Origin of the sequence: Enterococcus sp. DIV0724b, assembly GCF_050531475.1 — a bacterium.
Classification (GTDB): domain Bacteria; phylum Bacillota; class Bacilli; order Lactobacillales; family Enterococcaceae; genus Enterococcus_L; species Enterococcus_L haemoperoxidus.
Genome location: NZ_CP172890.1, coordinates 655,579 through 674,757, shown reverse-complemented (window position 1 = coordinate 674,757; position 19,179 = coordinate 655,579). Strand labels below are relative to the sequence as shown.

Sequence of the window (19,179 nt, the reverse complement as noted above, 5' to 3'; positions counted from 1 at the left end):
TTAAAATAAGCCCATTTGTTTTGGGTTTAAATTCTTGTATTCCAATTTCAGTGCAGCTTTCATTTCTAGTAGGTTGCCTGCAGCATCGCCGCCAGAATTATTATTAAAAATCACGCCAACCTCTTGTGTCTCATTAGCCACTTTTTCCACAGCCTCACTCAACTCTGCGATTTCTTCTGAATTGTAGCGATATAAAGTACGTTTTTTACGCCAATCTTTGTCGTTTGCCATCCACCCTGCAGCATTACGTCCATGAAAACGAAATAACACAAATTGGTCATTTGTAACATAAGGTAAAAATGGTACTGGATTGGTCGGAATCTGGGGTTCATCGACTACAACTAATGAAAACTTATTATTTTTCATAAATCCCACTGTTTGTTTAATATATTTAGCCGTATACCATGAACCATTTCTTAATTCTATCGCAATCGGAAAACCCGCAAACCAGTGGCGAATCTTTTCTAGATATTGAACATTTTCCTTTGTACAACTAAAAGTTCCAGAAAATTGAATCAAAAAGGCAAAAAGTTTCCCACTTTCAATCATAGGTGCCATGCTTGTCAAAAATGCTTCTACCATCTCTTCTTCATTTTGATAATACTGTTGCCACTCTCCCTGACAGCTGATGCCGCTATATACTTTCATCACAAAACGAAAATTTTCAGGAACTGATTTAGTCCACTCCCTAACAGAGTCTTGTTTGGGAATGCCATAGTATGCTGTATCCATCTCGACGAGCGGTAAGTAGCCCGCATATTCGTATAATGTAGAACGCTTTTTTCCGGTTAATTTATCATGTTCATTAAAAGAAGTCAAACCTAATCGAATCATAGCATATGTTTATCCTTTCTATTTTCATCAAACCACTATTATATACATATAGTTAAAATGATTACTCTTTTATTTTATACTAAAAAAGACCAAGACAAAACAAAAAAATGTCTCAGTCAAAAAATGATTTGCTCCTACAGTCCTATTGGCTTTCTTTCCATTTCATGTTTGCTTCACAATAGGTTTGACCGTCAATTCGGATTTCATGCCGTGTCATTTTTCCATCTTCAGTATCAAGCAATTCATAATGGCTTTCTACGACCTGACCATATTCTACTTCCTTATCGAATTTTACATTGATAAATGTCGGCTCATGCTTACTTAGAAAATCATACCCTAAAACATCAAGTAACCAATTGAAATAGATTGCATTGTTAACATGTTGATTTCCATCAATATCAAAATATCGGACACGATAAGGTAAAAATTCACCGTTTTCTACCTTTTCAATTTTTTCACCACGGTAAATTTTCTTGATTTTTTCACTTTCGTACGGCTCGATGATCTCAGGTAGTACACTGCTCATTTTACGGTTTTCTTTATCCATCAAGACAAAAGTTGACTTGATCAATACGCATTCATTACCTTCTTCATCATGAATCCAAAAGTTCCGATAACAAAAATATTTATTGTAAGCCATCGCTTGAGTCGTCACGGCAAGTTTTTCTCCCACTTTAGGTAAACGTGTGATATGGATTTCATAGTTCGTTATGACCCAACCAAGGCCAAACGAAGCAACAAAATCGCTTCCTCTATCTAAGGCATCGCTTTGTTCTTCAGACGTTTTGATCACAACGGCCAACATTGACGGAATCGTCATTTTCCTAGTAATATCGCCATCATAATAAGCTACTTCATATGGGGTCGTAAATTTTTTTGCCACTGGATCTCCTCCTTTTTATGCTTGTATAGCTAGTTAAATTATAACATAATATGTCAAACCGATGATAAAAAAAAAACGACGATCTGTACTGGTTCCGTTCGTGTACACTCTACTAAAAATTCTTAAAAAAATATACTTTAATAGAATAAAAAATGATGGAATAACTATATCTTTAGGATATATTAAAAAAAACTTTTCAAAATAGAAGTGTGAATTCTTCCATTCTAAAAAGTTTTTCAGTCCTACCTATTTGTTAAAAAATAAACTCTAATCACTAATTTTTTCACACTATACGTGTCCAGTATTACCATAGCCAAGCACTTCATTCAACAAGTATAAAAGCGTTTCCATGTATATCCCTCCAAAAAAATTAGTTGATTCCAAAAGAATAATACCATACTATTATATAAACTAGAACTATAATGCATAGACATAGAGGGGAAAAATATGAGAATCAAAGGAGACATCATCCGCACAGTCAGAAAACAAAAAAAGTTGTCGCAAGTAACTTTAGCCGCTGGAATTTGTACACAAGGAACTGTTAGTAATATTGAAAATAAAAATGTTTGTGATAGCCTTGAGATCCTTGATGCAATCTGTAAGAGATTAAATCTTAGTCTAGAAAGTGTCTTAGATGATAATGATGAAAAGAAGTTAACTTCTTTATTAAACCAAGTAGAAGAATTGTGTAATACATTTGAACATAAAAAAGCCCACTCATTGTTAAAAGAAACATCAATCAATGTGGCTGATTTTCAAAATAAAGAGTTAGAAGTACGCTGGTTCTATTTTATGGGAATCACTAATCTGCTCGGCTACAACAATACAACCGATAGTTTGTTTTATTTTTACAGAGCCGATGAACTTGGCGATTCAAATTCAATTTATGCAATTCTTTCAGTCAACAGCTTAGGAATTGTCTATGAAATGGCCGATGAGTTGGATAAAGCACAAGTTTATTACGAAAAATCCATTGATATGTTGAAAAAAATGACGATCAAAATGCCAATTGAAGCAACAAAAGTTTTCTTCAATACTGCGAAATTTTATTCTTTGATCAAAGATTATGCTGCAGCTTTTGATTTATCGTCTCAAGGAATTGCCCTAAATAAAACCTATCAATCTTTGTATATGCTAGATCTCTTAGCTTACGAAGCAGCTTTTAATGAATTTATGAAGTCACCAAATCTAAAAGCACCAGATTTTAATAGTGCAAAAGTTTTTGCAGCTTTCAATGACAATCAAAATTTATTAGCAGTTATCGCTAATGATGAAAAAACATTGACTCGTTAGATTAATCGTTATTATAAAAACACTTTTGAGAGCATTGCAGTGACCCCCAAAAGTTAGACCTGAAAATCTAACTTTTGGAGTTTTTTTATTTTATTCATAACAAACCACAACAGACAAACGCCTTCGTACAAAAGAACTTTTTTCACAAAAACTCTCACTAAATTATCATTTTGAAAATAGTTGCATATCATTTGAATAATATAAAACAACATGTTACATTTACCATTGTAAGCGCTACAAAAAAATACTTTTAGGAGGATTCACAATGAAAAAAACAATGCTCAAAACCGTTCTTACACTTAGTTTATTAGCAGGAGGTTTATTTGTTTCTTCTACGGTCACACATGCTCACGGGTATGTTTCATCGCCAGGAAGTCGCGCATACTTCGGCAGTAGTCAAGGTGGAAAAATAAATAAAAATGTTGGTCGTGCTGAATGGGAACCTCAAAGTATCGAAGCTACTAAGAATACATTTATTACAGGAAAACTAGCTAGTGCAGGCGTTAGCGGATTCGACCCATTAGATGTTCAGACAGCTGATCGTTGGTATAAATCTGATATTACAACAGGCCCTCTTGCAATCAACTGGACGTTAACTGCCCGTCACAGAACTTCTACATGGGATTACTATATGACAAAACAAGGGTGGAACCCAAACCAGCCTTTAGATATTAAAAACTTCGATTTAATCGGTCGTGTCGATGATAAAGCTGCGATTCCTGAAGCTTCTGTTAATCATACAATTACTGTTCCTAGCGATCGCAAAGGCTATCATGTGATTTATGCTGTTTGGAACGTTTACGACACAACAAATGCTTTTTATCAAGCAATCGATGTTAATGTAAAATAACAACTGAAAGGAGCTAAATACATGAAAATCAAACAATTGATCCCTGCTTTTTTACTACTTTCAGGTATTACTGCTGGTAGTTTATTTGCAACAACACCTGTTGAAGCCGCTGATTCTGCTAGTGAAATGGTCAGTGTAGCGAATAAAAAAGTTCTTGTCGGCTATTGGCATAATTGGGCTTCTAAAGGCAGAGATGGTTACAAACAAGGAACATCTGCAAATATTTCATTAGCAGACGTGAATAAAGCATATAATGTAGTACCCGTTTCATTCATGAAAAGTGACGGTGTCAACCGAATCCCAACATTCGCTCCATATAACAAAACAGATGCTGCTTTTCGTCAAGATGTGGCCCTGCTCAACAGTCAAGGTCGTGCTGTTTTGCTTGCGCTAGGTGGTGCTGATGCTCATATCCAATTAAAATCTGGAGATGAACAGGCTTTTGCTGATGAGATCATTCGTCAAGTAGAAACTTATGGTTTTGATGGACTGGACATTGATCTAGAACAGTCCGCTATTACAGCAGGTGATAACCAAACGGTGATCCCAACTGCTTTGAAAAAAGTTAAAGAACATTACAAAGCCCAAGGGAAAAATTTCATCATCACAATGGCGCCTGAATTTCCTTACCTAAAACCAGGTGGTGCTTATGAAAAATACATTACTTCCTTAGAAGGTTATTATGACTACATTGCACCACAGTTATATAATCAAGGCGGCGATGGTGTTTGGGTGGATGAAATCAATAAATGGATTCCACAAAGCAACGATGCTTTGAAATATGAGTTTCTTTATTATATGTCTGACTCTATGATCCATGGTACAAGGACATTCTTAAAGATTCCAAATGACAAACTTGTTCTTGGACTTCCTGCCAATGTTGATGGTGCCGGTAGTGGCTATGTGATTGATCCAACGGCTGTCTATAAAGCGCTTGATCAACTAGCTAAAGATGGAAATCCAATCAAAGGCTTGATGACTTGGTCTGCTAACTGGGATGTTGGCACCAACGTAAACGGCGTAGCTTACAACAATGAATTTGCTACAAGATATGCACGAATTTTACAATAAGTAAATAAAAAAGAGCGCGAAACAAAACTAAAAAACAGTTTTGTTTCGCGCTCTAAATCCGAATAAACGGCGAGAAAAAAGCAGCTCCTTCGGAAATAAGCAGAAATTCTCAAAAATTTGAAAAGCAATTTTCGTGAATTCCCTCTTATTTCTCGGAGCTAAACGCTTTTGTCTCGGCCTACTTTTACTCTATTTCTTTTCTCCACTACTGACTAATACTTTACTGCTGTGCAACACATCAGTTGTATTTTTTGTTCGATAAACGCCCTCTTTTCTTAAATGATGGTAAATCGTTGAGGTAGAAATACCACAACGTTTTGAAATTTTTTCTGTTGGCATATCGGTGTTATGGTATAGCTCCAGCGCTTCATTAACTTGATTGACAAGTGGCGGGCGACCCAAAATAACACCGTTTTTTTTAGCTGCGCTCAACCCTGCTAAAACACGTTCACGAATCAACTCGGCTTCCATTTCAGCAAATGCTCCCATGATCGTAAAAAAGAATCGCCCCATTGGAGTAGAAGTATCTATGCTGTTTTCAATACTGACAAAATGAATATTTCGTCGATCAAATTCTTCTAGTAAACCTAACAATTGCTTAGTTCCTCTAGCCAACCGATCTAGTTTAAAAATCACAAATGTATCGCCTGGTTTCAAAATTGTCAATGCTTTATTCAATTCGTTCCGAAAGCTTTTACGTCCACTTTCATATTCTTTGAAAATTTTATCGACACCATAATCTTTCAATGCTTGATATTGAGAATCAAATTTTTGATAATGAGTGCTGACGCGCATATAGCCAATAACTGCCATTTTATTCTCCCCCTTATTCTCGAAGTTGAAACAGACATGCTTATTTCCGAAGTCTTCAAACCTTGATGATTTAGTACTTAAACCAGGACATAACACTTTGAGTTCTATAGCAGCCTCAAAAAGTCCGAATAAATGCTTTAACTGGATGCCGATCATTTATTCTGCGATATTCATTGGATCAAAATAGATTGAATGATAATATCCTTCTAAAGCTAATAATTCTTGATGTGTTCCTTCTTCAACGATTCTTCCTTGATCCATCACTATTATACGATCGAAATGTTTGATCGTATTTAAACGATGAGCCACAATGATGCAGGTAAAATCGTAGGTCTTTAAACGATTCATAATAAAGTTTTCCGAGATATTATCTAACGAACTTGTTGGCTCATCCATTAGGAGTAAGCTTGTTTCTTTTACCAATGCCCGCGCAATAGAAATACGTTGCATTTGCCCGCCAGATAAATTCATTCCACCTTCAGAAATTTGGGTTTCCAAGCCTAAAGGTAAATTCATGATGATTTCATCAACTCTTGAATCAAAAATTGCTTGTTCTACGCGATCATCTGTTGCATCTTCTTGATTCAAGACAATATTGTCATATAAAGAAGCGTTAAAAATCGTCGGCTTTTGATTAACAATGCTGATGCAGCTTTTTAATGAAGCATCATCGATTTGTTTTAGATCGATCGTATTGAATTTAATTTGTCCTGAAGTTGTATCGTATAACCCTGCTAGTAATTTTAAGAGTGTGCTCTTACCAGAACCACTTTTACCAACGATTGCGACTTTATCCCCACGTTCTATTTGGAAGGAAACAGAATGCAAGATATCTTCCTCGAAATAACTATATTTAAACGAAACATCTTCAACATCCACTGAATCGATTGTCGAAATTTTTTCCCCTTCGATCGCCAGGCGTGGATTGTCTTTAGCTTCTAAAATTTCATTTAACTTGCCAAAATAAGAACGCAACAGTAAAAATTCTGTATAAGAATCAAAGACCGTCACGATCGGTGCAATAAATGCTCCTGATAACGCATTAAAGCTGATAAGTTCTCCCAATGTTACTTGACCTTTCGTAACTTGAAACAGCCCCACATAAATCAGCACGATCGGTAAAATAAATTGAATCGATGTTTGGATCGTTCTGACCCAAGTTGAAAAACGATTCTTCTCTGCTCGCAACATGATCTGATTTTTGAATTCATTACGCCATTTCGTATAGAATTGATTCTCAGATCCAGATGACTTGACCGTTTCCATCCCTTCAAATAATTCTACTAAAATACGCTGTACTTTAGATTGGGCGATCAGTTCTTTGTTGGTGATACTTTGTACTCGTTTGGAATTGACGACTGAAATTGCCCCCATCGTAAATGCACCAAATATCGCAATCAACGTTAAATTCAATGACAGATTGACCATTAAAATCAGATAGATAAATACAAACAGAAAGTCCACCGAAATCGTCAACATTCGTTGACTCATGATTTGCTGGATTATCACACTAAGATTGGCTCTAAAAATCAAATCCCCAGTTGAACGGTTTACAAAAAATCGTAATGGTAAATGAATGATTTTTTTCATAAACGCTTTCATCAAAGTTAAATCGAATAGATTTTCCAAAACGATCAAAACTAAACCTCTAGCAACTTGCAATAAATAATACGCAATAAATAGAATGATAATCGTTGAACCGATTTGAAAGATATTTGAAACGGCAATATTCGAATTATCAATGATTGTTTGGGTTAGTCTTGGGATTGCAATTGTCACCATTTGGATCAAAAGTGTTAAAGCAATAAATAGCGCAACTTTTGATTTTTGATCGCTTAAAATATCTTTTAAAATCGTCCAAGTTGCGTTTTTCTTTTTCTTTCGTTGTGTGATCGTAACATCAACATCTGTTAGAATCAACGCAATATTAGAGAAACTTGCTTGAAATTCGGCTCTTTTGATTTTTTTCCGTCCACTTGCTGGATCAAGGATCGTTGCTTCTTTTGCTGTTAATTTTTCTAGTACAACATAGTGCCGCTCTTCCCAGAAACAAATTGTTGGTGTGGTTTGTTCCTCTAAGATTTCTAGATCTAACACTCGAATTGCTTTTGTTTCGATCCCGCGATCCAATAAAATTTGATTTAGATTGGTCAGTGTATTCCCACCTTTAGGAACACCGTACACATCGCGAAGATGGCTTAGCGTTACATTGTCATCATAATAGTTCAAAACCATTGCTGTACAAGCTAGCCCGCATTCACTATGTTCACTTTGTTCAGTAAATGGCACTTTTTTAGTCAATCTGATTCCCCCTTATTCCATTGGTAATGCCAATGTTAGTATGTCTGCTGCCTGATTGGCATCATGGATCCGTAAAAGTTGATGACCGATGCCTGACAAACCTGTAAATAACCCATATTTCGGAATTGTTGGCAGACCTTCAAAAATATAATTTTCTTCATGAATTTTCTGATACGCATTTTTTACTTTCATTTTGATATGTTCCTTTTGTTGTTGTGTTGCCCATGTTGTTTTTCCATACTCAATCAAGAATTCCAAATCGCCAAAATTTCCGTGGCATAAGCAATCATCTCTTTTTTCCTGTTGAATCAATCGTTCTGCTACAATTTGAACTTCTTCAGCCAAACGAGAATCTTCAAAACCACTCTTTAACAAATCTAAATACGCCAACCCAATTCCTGTTGAACCGTAACACCATAAATCATTGACCATTGGAGGTGTTGGTCGAAGATCTAGCCAGCCTTTTTGGACAGGATCAAAAGTCGTTCTTTCTTTGACTAAACATTTTTTGATCAATAGCGTGATTTCGGGATCTTTTTCAACTTTTAACAAACTATTAGCCGCATGAATCACACCGGAATACCCATGAGCAAAACCGCCCTGCGTGATTTTAGTAAGATCTAAATCTAGAAGAAGTTGTTTAGCAAAGGCCACGTATCTTTCTTTTTTTGTCACTTGATACAAATGAACAAATACTTTTATGATTGATGCGGTACCGCCATTCCAATCATAACTTTCAATTTTCTCTTTTTCGTAACTTGTCATATAGTGTGCAGCAATCGATTCAGCCGCTTTTAGTAGTTTAAGATTATGAGTGTAACTATAGCTATAAAGTAACGGATACACTGCGGCAAATGAGCCATAGAAAGCTGAAACGCTGTCTACATAGTCTTCTTCAAGTTTCAATACTAATGCTTCTGCCAACTCGTATGGTTTTTGAAATTTCTGCTCGTTCGTAACATGATATAACTCACTAAAGTATAAATACATCCCGCTAATTCCGTCATAAAAATTTTCATTCATGACATTCACAACATAGTTATCAGGTGACGTTTCTTCAATATCTTTCCACGCAATCGAATCTTCCCCAAGAAATGCAGCATCAAGAACAGCTTCTCCAACTGCTAGCGCGCCATCCAAAAAGTTTACTTGATGCGTCTGTTCTTTTAGTGGAATTGTTTTTTTCTGTAAATCGGTCGAATGATACAAACCAAACGAGGTTTTTAGGTAATCTAATTGTTGGTCTTCTTCTATTTTTGAATAATTTTTTAGTCGCAACACTTCAAGGTCGATAGCTTTTTCTAGATACATATCTTTGATGATCTCACCCTGACTAGCAATCAGATCTTTTGTGCTTGTTGGATTAAAGAAAATCGGCACATCATGCTGCAACATATCACGTACTTCATAAGGAACAGGTTTTGAATTGGAATAACCGTGCATCCATAGATTTTCAAAGAGTTTTTCACGTTCGATATAATCGATCATACAGGTAGGATGTGTCGAGTAATCTAATAAATCACCATAACTTTGCGTTGTTTTGATCACATTACGAACTAGACAATCTGAAAATGTTTTTTCTGCTAAATGAGCCAATGTCTCCTTATTTTCCATAGCGAATGCTGAAAACTCTTTAAATCCTTCAATGATCGTGTCGATGTACGGGACAAAATCAACTTTCTCACCATTAAATAAAGGAATGTTTTCAGCTGCATCCGTGATATGTTCTTGGTACATAAATTGCATATTGACCGAATCGAAATTAATTAGTTTCAAGACCTTATAAGGTAATTTCTGTTCTCCACCGCTAAGAGCACTCAACTGAATTCCTTTTGTTGCCCCTTCCACATCTGCTTCTGCTCGTTCTTCAAACAAATAGATTGGCACTAAGCCGCTCATAACGACAGATTCACCATTTTCCTGCATTACTTTCACGATTGCATTTTCACTGTCCGGCATTGGAAAATGATTTTGGATGATCGTTTCAAGATCGATCAAAACTGGATATTTTCCAAAGGCAAGAACATTTTCTAAGTGAAAATCATTCCCATTCAATAAATAAACTAAAGCTACCGTTTGACCAAATTGACGGTAATAATGGGTGATTTCGTCTTGTGTTAAGCATTCTGAATAAATCAGGCGCTCTTCAAATGTATAATTTTCTTTTACTATTTTTGTGGTTAAATAAAAATCAAATGCTGGTTCCATCGTATTGACTTCTTGTACAAAAGAATCAAACCGCGCACCAATCATCAAATTTTTGGGTTTATAAACAACATCGACTCCATTACCAAACGTTAGGATCGCTACCGATTTTCCTTGGTCATGCGAATCTCCCGCTCCCATTTTTAAGCCAGTTAAACAAATAGGTCTTTCGACTTGGAAAACTTGGTTTAGATCCGTTTCAGTTTCAGCAAGTGCTTGCATCAACTCTCGGAAATTGGCAAGCTGAAAATCGATTGTTTCTGCGTAAAGTCTAGTTAAGACTGGGTAGTGATCAAAAAAATCAATCAGCTTTTCTCGTGTATCAAAACGATTGATCAAGTATTGTTTAAACCCTTCTTTTTCATCAAGTGATTCTGAAAAAGATATCTTTTCTTTTTCTACATGTAAGTCGTACACAAAAGTCCGTAATCCTATGTCCATAAAACGATTGATCACTTCACCGATATAATCTGCTAAAGCGGTTGGATGAATCTTAAGTGTTGGAAATTCAGCTATTATTTGCTGTAATTGTTTCTCAAAGTAATCAATATGCAGACGTAGAGAATACGTAAAATTCGCCTTTTCCTCATCGAAAACATCTTCAGATAAGCGATCTTCTTGTGATAAAATCAGCTTCGTAGTCTGCACCCATTGCTCTTTAGAAATTATTGTAGCAATATACTCTTTTTCTTGTGTCGTTAATTCTTTTATTGCTAAACCGAAATCCTCTTCTGTTAACTCTAATGAGTCCAAAATCTCTTTGAATCGCTCATCCGTCACAGTCGTAGGACGCTTGCGCCATTTTTTATAATTTTCACGTTGATTTTCAGGACAGGTCATATGCTTTTGTTGATAATATTCTTTTAGAGCATCGTATCGTTGTCGGATCGATGTGCCTTTTGCTAGATTTTTAAGACTCATGTCAAACTCCTTTTCTCTTTTTATTATGTAAAATTTCTTTCGTTAAAAACAAGTATGGTTTAGACAAAAACGTTTAGCTCCGTTAAATAAGAAGGCCTTCATCGCTTAGAGGTTCAGCTCTTAGAAGTTGATATGATCTAAACGAAGTATAGTCTACTTTTTACCATCGTTTATTCGGATATAAAGCCCGAAACAAAACTGAATTTTAGTTTTGTCCCGGGCTCAACTTGATTATTTTAGATTACCATCCACAACATCTTGAAGAGCAGCAGCTATAACTACATCTTGTAGAATAACAACTACTTGATGATGATGACGATGATGATGAAGACCAGCTCCATCCAAAGAAACTCCCTTGTACCTTATTCATTTCTTCTGGTGTTAATTCCTCGAAAGATTTTCCAACTTTTTTCTCAGCTTGTTTGTTCATAGTGTGTTTTCCTCCTAAATGTTTTTTGGATAATAAAATGTGCACTTTTATTATCATTTATTTAAAATAGATTGTTGTTTAGGCAATCTATCCTAAAACAATTTTTCTTCACTGAATCAGATTAAATTGTTAATCTGATAACCGTGAATTTGTTCGCTTCAATTTTGAATTTTGTCGGTGTAGCTTCTTTTGAATACCCTCTTACCATGGGTTCGATTTCGTATTCTCCTGGGGCCAAGTAAATACTGATTTGGCCAAAAGTATTCGATACTACTGTCGTTTCAAAAGCTGTACCTTTAGTACAAGTGATGTTATATTCCAAACCTTTTAGTCCTTGCTTTGTATCATTACTTGAAAGATAAACTAGCGCACGACCTTGTTCTTGTTTTGGTTTGTTATAAAAAATTGCTTCTGCAATTTCTTCTGCTACGATTTTTTTAGTTTGTACTGGGGCATCAAGATCATAGCCATCTGGGGCTTTCGTTTCTTTGATTGTGGCTTCTCCCGCAGGTAAATCTGGAAAGAAGAGCTCCCCTTGTACATCTGTAACTCCTTTATGACTATTGCCAGCTGAGTCAGTTACTTCAAACTCTGCATTCGGTAAAACGGTATCTGTTTCATAACCATCTTCATCTTTTGCATATTTTGTGATTTTCAAACCACCTAAGTTTTCTTTCTTAATATTGGCATGACTAATTTCAGCTATTTTCCCAGATTCAACCGTTACTTCATAAAATGTTGAATCTTGTTCATAGCCAGGCGGTGCTTGAATTTCGATTACATAGTATTTACCTGGTTCTAGATTATTTAAAAGGATTTCTCCATTATCATTCGTTGTATATGTGCCGACTAATTGCGTATTGTTGTCATAGACTTCAAAGACTGCACCCGGTAAATAGACGACTGGTTTTGAATCTTTCACAAATTTAATGATTTTCAATGAACCTGTAACAGGTAATTCTATTTTTTTGTTGATGATGTCAATTGTAGCCTTGCCATTTGGATCATTCTTATAGAGTGTGATAAATTTTGGTGTTGTGTCTAGTTCGTATCCCTTTGGTGCTTTCGTTTCGATCAATTTATATATTCCGTAAGGTAGATCATTTAGATGAGCAATACCATTTGCATCTGTCGTGACTTTGCCAACTAGTAGATCATTGGCGTTATACACATCAAATTCTGCACCAGCTAGTACCGTTGAGAATTCATCTTTTTTCACTATTTCAAGCATTCCTGTTGTTTTTTCTTTTTTATTTTCCACAGTTACACTAATTAGACCATTTGGATCACCTTTGGAGATTACGACTGTTTTCGGTGTTGTATCTAATTCATATCCTTCTGGCGCTTTCGTTTCGATAAGCTGATACTGACCGAATGGTAGATCTTTCAGTGTCCCAACTCCGTTAGCATTCGTTGTGATTTTACCAACAACTTTGTCGTTTTTGTCTCGAACTTCAAATTCTGCACCAGCTAATCGTTTGCCTGTCTCGTCTTTTTTAATAACTTCAAGCGCTCCAGTTGTGATTTGTTTTTTATTTACTACAGTAATACTTGCCTTACCATTTGGATCGGTTTTAGATAATGTAACCTGTTTGGCTGTTGTATCGAGTTCATAGCCATTTGGCGCTATATATTCAACTACCGTATATTTGCCATATGGTAAGTCCTTCACTACAGCAATTCCATTAGCATTCGTGGTCACTTGCCCAACTAAAACCCTATCACTATTCATAACTATAAACCCAGCTCCAGCTAAAGGTTTACCATTTTCATCTTTTTTAATTATTTCCAAATCACCTGTTGTGACTACTTTTTTATTCACTACATTGATAGTCACTACGCCAGTTGAAGAAATAGTGGCATATCTAGGTGTCGAGTCTAGTTGATAACCATCTGGTGCTTTAACTTCGATTAGCTTATATGTTCCATATGAAAGATTCCCTAATGATGCTACACCGTTAGCATTCGTAGTAATTCTTCCTACAATTTGATTGCTTGCATTGTAAACATCAAAAACAGCACCAGCTAAAAGTTGATTACTTTCATTCTTTTTAATGACTTTAAGACTCCCTTTTGGACTCGGTAAAGGGATATTGCATTTAGTTAAACAAATAAATTGCCCTGGTAAAAAAATGTTGAAGTACATTGGCGTTTTTTCTAACTGATAACCCGTTGGTGCTTTCGTTTCACGGACCGAGTAATAACCAAGAGGCAATGATCTCGTCTCAGCAATACCATTATAGTTTGTCTGAATGACTTGAACAGCACGGTTAAAACGATCATAAATCGTAAATTGAGCGCCTGATAATCTCGCTTTTGTGTGCTCATCAGATTTAATTATTTGTATGCCCCCACGTAATACTGGAATAAAGAATCTTGGAGTTGCTTTGGGTGTTACAGAATATCCTTTTTGTATATTCGACAGCGTATTACCTGCTTGGTTACTCGTAATGGATGTTGTCGACCATGATCCATTATTCTCTGTTGCTGCCTCAACTTTCTTCGTTCCTAAGGCACTGATTGTTAATAAAATTAAAACAAGTGAATAAAATAAATAGCTAACTTTCCGTTTCATACAATAAAACTCCCCCAAAAAATTTTGATTTTTGACTCTGCTGGCTTATAAATTTAATATGTGATAAACCAAATAAATAATTTGATCATTGCACCCAACTCCTCTCATATTTCATATATTTTCAAAAAAAAACAAAAATTAATTTAATTTTCTTTTCATTTACAACTAGTTATTTAATGTTTTTGCTATAATAACATAAGTATTATAAATTTTTTCACTAGGTAAATTATTTTATACCGATAGAGAGGAGAACTATTTTGAAAAATTATGGAACATTGTTAAAAAAAATACGACAAGACAAAGGTCTTAGTCAAAAGGACATCTATGATGGAATCATGACCAGACAAACTTATTATTTAATTGAGACAAATGTCAGTATGCCATCGTTTGACAAATTTTTAATGATATTGGAAAAACTTTTTATTTCTGTTGAAGAATTTCTGGATTTACTTGATCATGAGTCTTTTCCACCAGAAAATAATTTGTACCATCAATTAAGTCAAGCTGTTTTCAAAAAAGATCAGCCAGTATTTGAATCACTTATCAAAGAAACGCAAGAAATCTATACAATGACACACAATAAAAAATACTTCCACCTAAACTTGGTCACTCAAGCCATGGCTTTTTTGAATAAAGGAGAGACTGACCCTAAAGCTTTTGAATCGTCAAAAAAATTGATGCAGCCAATCAAACATTACCTAGTTGGTATCGACAAATGGTACCTCTATGAATTAAAGCTCTTGAATAATTCCTTATATTGTTTTGAACTTCATGAAGCAATTGCTTTAGGAAGTTTAGTCGGGACAAAAATCGATTCACTTAGCACACTGGAACAGTATCAAGAAATCAAATTAAGGATTTATCTAAATCTTTCTTCCTTATGTCTAAATTACCAAGATTATGAGAATACTAAGTTTTTTTCAACATTGGCAAAGGAAAATGCTCAAACTGATTACCGCCTATTTGAATTGCTTGTTGCAAATTTAAATTACGAGATTGCTCAAGTAGCGGATAAAAAACTACCTGTTAGCGATCACATTACTAAGTATCTTTCTATTTTAGAAAACTTAAACTATCAGGAAACAGTAAATGAATATAAAAAAATTTTAAATAAAAGTACACTTTATTGACCTTTATTTGTTTTTTTAATCGTTACTAATTACTGTCCAAACGTATTTACTTTATAATCCCAACTGTAAGGTCTGGGTGAAGTAACGAGTTCTCCATGACTATCTTTCCCCAATTTAGGTTCAATGAACATCGTTACCCAATACGCATGATTTTTTTGATAATCTAACACAACATTGTTACTCTTCACTAATGCTGATGTGTTGGTTGATAAATGCGTTACGTTTAAGTTATCGTTTGTTGGTGTAGCAATAAATCCAACTATTCTATAATATTCTGGTATTAAATCAGTGACTTTTAGTTGTTTTTGTTGTTTGGTCAATGTGATTTCATATTGAGCGAAAAGTTCTTCTGATACTTCCGTTGAAGTGTCTTTCGTTGTACTTTTAGAATTCAAATTTAATTTTTGATCGGAGTCATCTATAACGGCTCGATAAAACCCTTTTGAAGGGATGACTAACTCCGAGTTTGGTTTAAGCACACTTTGCCGAATGTGCAGAATCACTGATTTCTTTTCGGATATTTTCTTATTCGTAACAATTATTTGCTGATGGGCACGTGTATTAGCATCTGCGGAAAATTTAAATTTGCTTTTGTTGCCCAGAGTGACTAAGCCATTAATATCTATTGATGTTTCATATTCTTGCTTCTCTTTTAAAGTTTCCTCTACAAAATAATCCTGATCGGCTTTCCATGGATGGACTATTTTTTTTATGTTATTTGCATGAAGTGAGAATTGATCATTTGTTGTATATTGATCTTTTCCATAGTTGAAATCAAATAATTCTGTCTGATTCTCTATCTCTTCTCCATTTTCATTATGCAATTTTTTTTGTAAACTAACGATGATCGGTTTCACTTTTGGCACAAGAAACTCTGCTTGTTTCATCGAGTCATTGTAGTCTTTATAAACAATAGTTGTTTTCCCATTAGTTGCTGCTAATCCATTATCATCCATAATATTTGGCTTTAAAATCTCATTTTCGGCATTGAGACGATACGTAATTTCAGCAAACATAACATCTTCATCAGGATCATTTGAGACTGGCTTTTTGAGTGCACCTACATTCCAGTTAATCGTAGGACTGCCAAGAACATTCTTAATTTCAGTGGTTCCTTGAGTAGACGTGACACTGTCCTCCATTTCAAACCCTGCTCCCATTGGATCAACAACAAATGCTGATTTGATGGCCCCTACGATTTCTCCTGCAATACCGCTGAGAATATCTTCCAGATTATCTGCAGTTGCCGAAAAGCTTTTATCTACTGAAGAAGCCATTTCTTTCATCGTTTGATTTCCAGTGACCACTTCATCATCTTGAGAGGTAGAATCCATATCCACACCAATTGTGTAAAAATCATCAATCAACCGCTCACCGTTCGACATTTTCTCATTTTTAGTAATCGTGGCTTCCGCTATTGCGCTATGGGCATGGTTCGCCATCAAGCGATTTTTTGATTTTGGTGGCATTTGTTCATATTCTGGATAAAATGCACCAATACGGTATTTCGCCCCGTTTCCATAATAATTACCGCCCTCTTTGTTGACATAGTCGTAATTAAAATTTTCTTTGGGAATTGTTTTCACACTTTCATAGTAGTCATATCCATTTTGTAAGTAATCAAATTTTTGCATACCTATTAGCTGATTATATGGTGCCGTTGGCGGATAGCTGTATGTAGGTACCCCATCAGAGATTAAAACGATTTTCCTTTTTTCTCCCTTTGCTTTAGACATCACTTCTGATGCAGATTTGATTCCAGCTTGAGTAAAGGTTCCTCCATTTTCCACTGGTTCGAGTTCTCTGATTTTATCGATCAATAATTGTTTATGTTTTGAATCGACAAACTGATCGCTCCAACCAGCTTCATTAAAGGTATAATTTGTCACTACTGTGTTGTATGAAATAAGGGCAATTCTATTCACATAATCTTTTCTTAAAACCAAGTCTACAAATTTTTCAGCAGCAGCTTTTGATTTGGTCATTCGGTCATTTTCATGCATACTCCAAGATGTATCTACGATCAAAACAATATCTGTTGGGGGCGGTGGAAATTGGTTACGTCCTTCAATACGCAGTGTGATATCCCATTGATTGACCATACCAGCTACAGGTTCTGCCTTTTTACTTAATCTTACTTGTCCAGGTTGTAATTCTGTTTTTTTAGCGGCTTTAATTGGTGCATTCGTGTATAATAATGAAGTTTGTACGACATATACAGAACCAATCAAGCAAAAAATAAGCATGATCCATTTCAAAAATCTTAGTTGTATTTTTTTCTTCAAAACAGCATTCCTCCCTGTCTGTAAATTTCTAGGCTACTCATTGATTACTTGAATTTTTAATAGGTCATCTATTTGCAATAATGGGTTAGTAGTTGGTATTTCTCCGTTCCACCAAGCATCTCTATATGCAAATTTAGTTACGCTGATTCCTTCTACTTTGATTTCAAATGATAGCAACGCCCCTTTATATTCTTCTGTGATAGTTGCCTGATTCATTTTTACTTTCGTAAATAAATTAGCGGTGTACATGCTTTTTCCTAGTTTATTTTTATAATAAAAATAGCCATCTTTCCCATCGATCCAGTCATTTAAATTGTAATCGATACTCAAAACAGGAGCCGTACCTTCAGTCGTTGCTGGTAATAATGTGATTGAACCGTTTGCCTGTTTCTTTGTAAGAATAGGCAATGCTAATACTCGGATAAAACTTTCTTGTTCTCCCGTGTTTTTTATCCTTACTTTTTTCGAATAGTCTATGTTAGGTTCAAATGATGTTGGCGGATCGAATTCTTCTTCAATTGTCGTCTGGAGATTGCCTACTCTAAATTCATTCTGCTTTTGATCGCTATCTGTTAAGGCTGCATAAGTTTGATATATACCAAATGAAAAACTGACAAACATCACGACAAATCCCGTAAATAAAAAGAGTTGTTTGGTGCTTAAATATTTTTTTAACCCTTGCTTTTTTTTCACACGCTTTCCACTCCTTTTAGTCACTTAATCGATCCCAATACAAGTCATACACCTCTCCAGAAGTCCCTATATTCCATGAACTTAAAAGTCCTTTAGTTCCATCATGTGCATCCATGATTGGGTTTAATTGATAGAGTGCACCTTTAAATTTGTTTGGCGCACTTTCGCTTAATCGGATGTTTTTCATCACCGGCGCACTTATTTCGCTAGGCTGAAGCAATTCAGAATAATAAAAGTATCCATCTTTATATAACCAATAATTTTTCGTCCCCATTGGTGGTGTGGAAACATAGATATTATCAGGAAAGGCTAATTGAAACCAATGTAGTTCTGTTTTTTCTCTGCCACTATCTTTAAATTTATACATTTCAGTTCCAGTTAGCAGATTGGGGACGAGTGCTTTTTCAGCAATAAAATTGTACCCTTCATGCAAAAACGTTCCACCAGCTTGAGCTGCTGGCTTCCATGAGGTTGTATCCTTTTGATCAACTATTGGTCGTACCACGTTTGGAGAAATAGCTAAATTACCATTGCCAGTTTGATCTGCTGTATCTATTTTGAACGTCAATAAATACTCGTATAAACTGATTCGGACAAAGGTAGGAATATCCCCAGTATTTTTGACTTGTATAACTTTCTTTGTGATTATACCTGGTTGCCATTCAAATTCAGGTTCAAATTCTTCTACAATCTTGGCTGATAATCGTGATCCCTCAAAATGGTTGACTTCACTATCTTCTGAGACAAACCAAGCATATGTACTTCCTAGAACCATCAAACCAGAAAAGAGAAAGGTACTAACAGCAATGATCAGCTTCGTGTTTACTTTTGCTTGTTTCTTTTTTCTTCGTCTATTTCTTTTAGTTGAATATTGCTTACTCTTTTTCATGCTGTA

14 protein-coding genes are annotated in these 19,179 nt (G+C 35.3%); 4 read left to right on the top strand and 10 right to left on the bottom strand.

Annotation, left to right across the window (positions count from 1 at the left end; genetic code table 11):
• Positions 1-834, bottom strand: coding sequence for a DUF72 domain-containing protein (locus IGJ02_RS03135; protein ID WP_430603261.1), 834 nt, complete (start codon positions 832-834; stop codon positions 1-3).
• Between the two features lie 142 nt (positions 835-976).
• The gene (locus tag IGJ02_RS03130; protein WP_010760353.1) at positions 977-1,717 is read right to left on the bottom strand and encodes an acyl-ACP thioesterase domain-containing protein; all 741 of its coding nucleotides are present in this window, start codon (positions 1,715-1,717) and stop codon (positions 977-979) included.
• Positions 1,718-2,164: 447 nt separating this feature from the next.
• Here IGJ02_RS03130 and IGJ02_RS03125 point away from each other — a divergent pair, with 447 nt between their 5' ends.
• The 3 genes from IGJ02_RS03125 to IGJ02_RS03115 all read left to right on the top strand — a co-directional run bounded on the left by IGJ02_RS03125 (position 2,165) and on the right by IGJ02_RS03115 (position 4,931).
• A complete protein-coding gene (locus tag IGJ02_RS03125; RefSeq protein ID WP_010760352.1) occupies positions 2,165-3,010 on the top strand; it encodes a helix-turn-helix domain-containing protein in 846 nt (281 codons plus the stop codon).
• Between the two features lie 265 nt (positions 3,011-3,275).
• Positions 3,276-3,860, top strand: a complete 585-nt coding sequence (locus IGJ02_RS03120; RefSeq protein WP_010760351.1) for a lytic polysaccharide monooxygenase — start codon at positions 3,276-3,278, stop codon at positions 3,858-3,860.
• 21 nt (positions 3,861-3,881) lie between these two features.
• Positions 3,882-4,931, top strand: a complete 1,050-nt coding sequence (locus IGJ02_RS03115; protein ID WP_010760350.1) for a chitinase — start codon at positions 3,882-3,884, stop codon at positions 4,929-4,931.
• A 189-nt stretch (positions 4,932-5,120) separates the two neighbouring features.
• Here IGJ02_RS03115 and IGJ02_RS03110 read toward each other — a convergent pair whose 3' ends face one another.
• From IGJ02_RS03110 to IGJ02_RS03090, 5 genes are all read right to left on the bottom strand, one after another.
• Positions 5,121-5,744, bottom strand: coding sequence for a recombinase family protein (locus IGJ02_RS03110; protein WP_010760349.1), 624 nt, complete (start codon positions 5,742-5,744; stop codon positions 5,121-5,123).
• A 156-nt stretch (positions 5,745-5,900) separates the two neighbouring features.
• Complete coding sequence (locus IGJ02_RS03105; protein WP_010760348.1) at positions 5,901-8,045, bottom strand: peptidase domain-containing ABC transporter; 2,145 nt, start codon at positions 8,043-8,045, stop codon at positions 5,901-5,903.
• Positions 8,046-8,057: 12 nt separating this feature from the next.
• Entirely contained in the window at positions 8,058-11,171 is a 3,114-nt protein-coding gene (gene lanM, locus IGJ02_RS03100; protein ID WP_430603259.1) for a type 2 lanthipeptide synthetase LanM, read from the bottom strand.
• A 241-nt stretch (positions 11,172-11,412) separates the two neighbouring features.
• Positions 11,413-11,601, bottom strand: a complete 189-nt coding sequence (locus tag IGJ02_RS03095) for a serine-rich class II lanthipeptide (protein ID WP_139844071.1) — start codon at positions 11,599-11,601, stop codon at positions 11,413-11,415.
• A gap of 121 nt (positions 11,602-11,722) precedes the next feature.
• A complete protein-coding gene (locus IGJ02_RS03090) occupies positions 11,723-14,176 on the bottom strand; it encodes a SpaA isopeptide-forming pilin-related protein (protein WP_430603258.1) in 2,454 nt (817 codons plus the stop codon).
• A gap of 257 nt (positions 14,177-14,433) precedes the next feature.
• Here IGJ02_RS03090 and IGJ02_RS03085 point away from each other — a divergent pair, with 257 nt between their 5' ends.
• Positions 14,434-15,306 carry a helix-turn-helix domain-containing protein gene (locus IGJ02_RS03085; RefSeq protein ID WP_430603256.1) on the top strand — a complete coding sequence of 291 codons (873 nt, stop codon included), beginning with the start codon at positions 14,434-14,436 and terminating at the stop codon, positions 15,304-15,306.
• A 29-nt stretch (positions 15,307-15,335) separates the two neighbouring features.
• Here the strand turns inward: IGJ02_RS03085 and IGJ02_RS03080 are convergent, their stop codons facing one another.
• The 3 genes from IGJ02_RS03080 to IGJ02_RS03070 are packed head-to-tail and all read right to left on the bottom strand — an operon-like array spanning position 15,336 to position 19,173.
• Positions 15,336-17,591, bottom strand: a complete 2,256-nt coding sequence (locus tag IGJ02_RS03080) for a vWA domain-containing protein (protein WP_430603255.1) — start codon at positions 17,589-17,591, stop codon at positions 15,336-15,338.
• A 33-nt stretch (positions 17,592-17,624) separates the two neighbouring features.
• The gene (locus IGJ02_RS03075) at positions 17,625-18,284 is read right to left on the bottom strand and encodes a hypothetical protein (RefSeq protein ID WP_430603254.1); all 660 of its coding nucleotides are present in this window, start codon (positions 18,282-18,284) and stop codon (positions 17,625-17,627) included.
• A 16-nt stretch (positions 18,285-18,300) separates the two neighbouring features.
• Entirely contained in the window at positions 18,301-19,173 is an 873-nt protein-coding gene (locus IGJ02_RS03070; RefSeq protein ID WP_430603253.1) for a BsaA family SipW-dependent biofilm matrix protein, read from the bottom strand.
• Between the last annotated feature and the right edge of the window lie 6 nt (positions 19,174-19,179).